A 2,068-nucleotide genomic window follows, 5' to 3' on the forward strand; every position below is an offset into this window, starting at 1 on the left:
AGGGTGGTGCCCGTCGGGTGCTGGCCTCGTTCGCGGAGGCGTGGGTGCGCGGTGTCGCGGTGGACTGGCAGGCAGCGGCCTTCGCGGGCACCGGTGCCGGGCGGGTCGACCTGCCCACCTACGCCTTCCAGCAGGAGAGTTACTGGCCCCGGCCGCTCACGGGCTGGCTCGGCGACATGACGTCCGCCGGCCTGGGGTCGGCCGACCATCCGCTGCTGGGCGCCTCCGTTGCCCTCGCGGATGCGGACGGGCACCTCTTCACCGGGCGCCTGTCGCTGGACTCGCACCCGTGGCTGGCCGACCACGCCGTGGGCGAGGTCGTGCTGCTGCCGGGTACCGCCTTTGTGGAACTCGCGGTCCGGGCCGGCGACCAGGTCGGCTGCGACCGCTTGGACGAGCTGTCTCTGGAGGCGCCGCTGATCCTGCCCGCCAAGGGCGCCGTGCAGGTTCAGCTCTGGGTAGGCACCCCGGACGAGTCCGGCCGACGTACCGTCAGCCTGTACTCCCGCGCCGAGGACGCGCCCGCCGAGGAGCCGTGGACCCGGCACGCGGCCGGTCTGCTCGGGTCGGCCTCGGCCGCCTCCGCCCCGGTGGCGGCCGCCTCGGACCTTGCCGAGTGGCCGCCGGTGAACGCCGAGGCGGTTCCGGTGGACGCGCTCTACGACGGGTTCGCCGCTGCCGGGTTCGGCTACGGGCCGGTGTTCCAGGGCCTGCGGGCCGCCTGGCGGCGCACCGGCGAGCTGTTCGCCGAGGTCGAGCTGCCGGAGGAGAGCTGGGAGCAGGCCGGTCAGTTCGGTCTGCACCCGGCGCTGCTCGACGGTGCGCTGCACGCGATCGGCCTCGGCGGCGTGCTGGAGGACAACGGGCAGGCCCGGCTGCCGTTCGCGTGGAGCGGAGTCTCGCTGCACGCGGCCGGTGCCACGGCACTGCGGGTGCGGATCGCGCCGAAGAGCGCGGACGCGGTCTCGCTCCAGGTCGCCGACGGCACGGGTGCGCCGGTGGCCACGGTGGAGTCGCTGGTGCTGCGGCCGGTGGCGGTGGACCAGCTGTCCGCCGCTCGCGGCGCGTACCACGACTCGCTGTTCCGGGTGGACTGGACGGCGGTGCCGCTGGGTTCCCCGGCCGACGCGGACATCGAGCGGTGGGCCGTCCTGGGCACCGACATCCTCGGGCTGGACCGGGCCGCCGGGTACGCCGACCTGTCCGCGCTGGCCGCAGCGGTCACCGGCGGCGGCGCGGTTCCGGACGCCGTGGTGGTGCCGTTCCCGGCACTCACCGAAGCAGCGGCCGACCTCGATGCCGCCAATGCCTGCACCGCCGACCCCGACACCGGGATCGTCGCCTCCGCGCACCGGCGTGCGTACGAGGCGCTGCGCCTCCTGCAGGACTGGCTGGCCGAAGAGGCTTTCGCGGACTCGCAGTTGGCCGTGGTGACCCGTGGCGCCGTGGCGGCCGGCGGGGACGGGACGGTGGCCGACCTGGCGTCGGCGACGGTCTGGGGCCTGGTGCGTTCGGCGCAGTCGGAGAACCCGGGCCGCATCGTCCTGGTCGACCTGGACGAGGACGAGGCTTCGCTCCGTGTGCTGCCGGCCGCGATCCGCAGCGGCGAGCCGCAGCTGGCCCTGCGGGCCGGGGCCGCTGTCGCCGCCCGGGTGGCGCGGGTCCCGGCCGCTGCCGAGGAGGCGGAGCCGCCGGTCCTGGACGCCGAGGGCACGGTGCTGGTCACGGGTGCGACGGGCACGCTGGGTGCGCTGTTCGCCCGGCATCTGGTGACGGAGTACGGCGCGCGCAGGCTCCTGCTGGTCTCGCGCCGTGGGACGCAGGCGGAAGGTGCCGCAGAACTGGCCGACAGCCTGCGCGAGTTGGGTGCGGAGCCGGTCTTCGCGGCCTGCGACGTCGCGGACCGCGACGCGCTCGCGGCTCTCCTTACCGGGCTGGAGCACCCGCTCACCGCCGTCGTGCACACCGCCGGTGTGCTGGACGACGGCGTGATCTCCTCCCTCACCCCGGAGCGGATCGACACCGTCCTGCGGCCGAAGGTCGACGCCGCCTGGAACCTGCACGAGCT

The 2,068-nt window shown here is 75.2% G+C and carries 1 protein-coding gene; it reads left to right on the plus strand.

Annotation, left to right across the window (positions count from 1 at the left end):
* Window positions 1-17: 17 nt before the first annotated feature.
* On the plus strand, window positions 18-2,068 hold a 2,051-nt coding region (locus UK12_RS32355), incomplete at its 3' end, for a type I polyketide synthase (protein ID WP_197085359.1).

This window comes from Saccharothrix sp. ST-888 (assembly GCF_000955975.1).
Lineage (GTDB): Bacteria > Actinomycetota > Actinomycetes > Streptomycetales > Streptomycetaceae > Kitasatospora.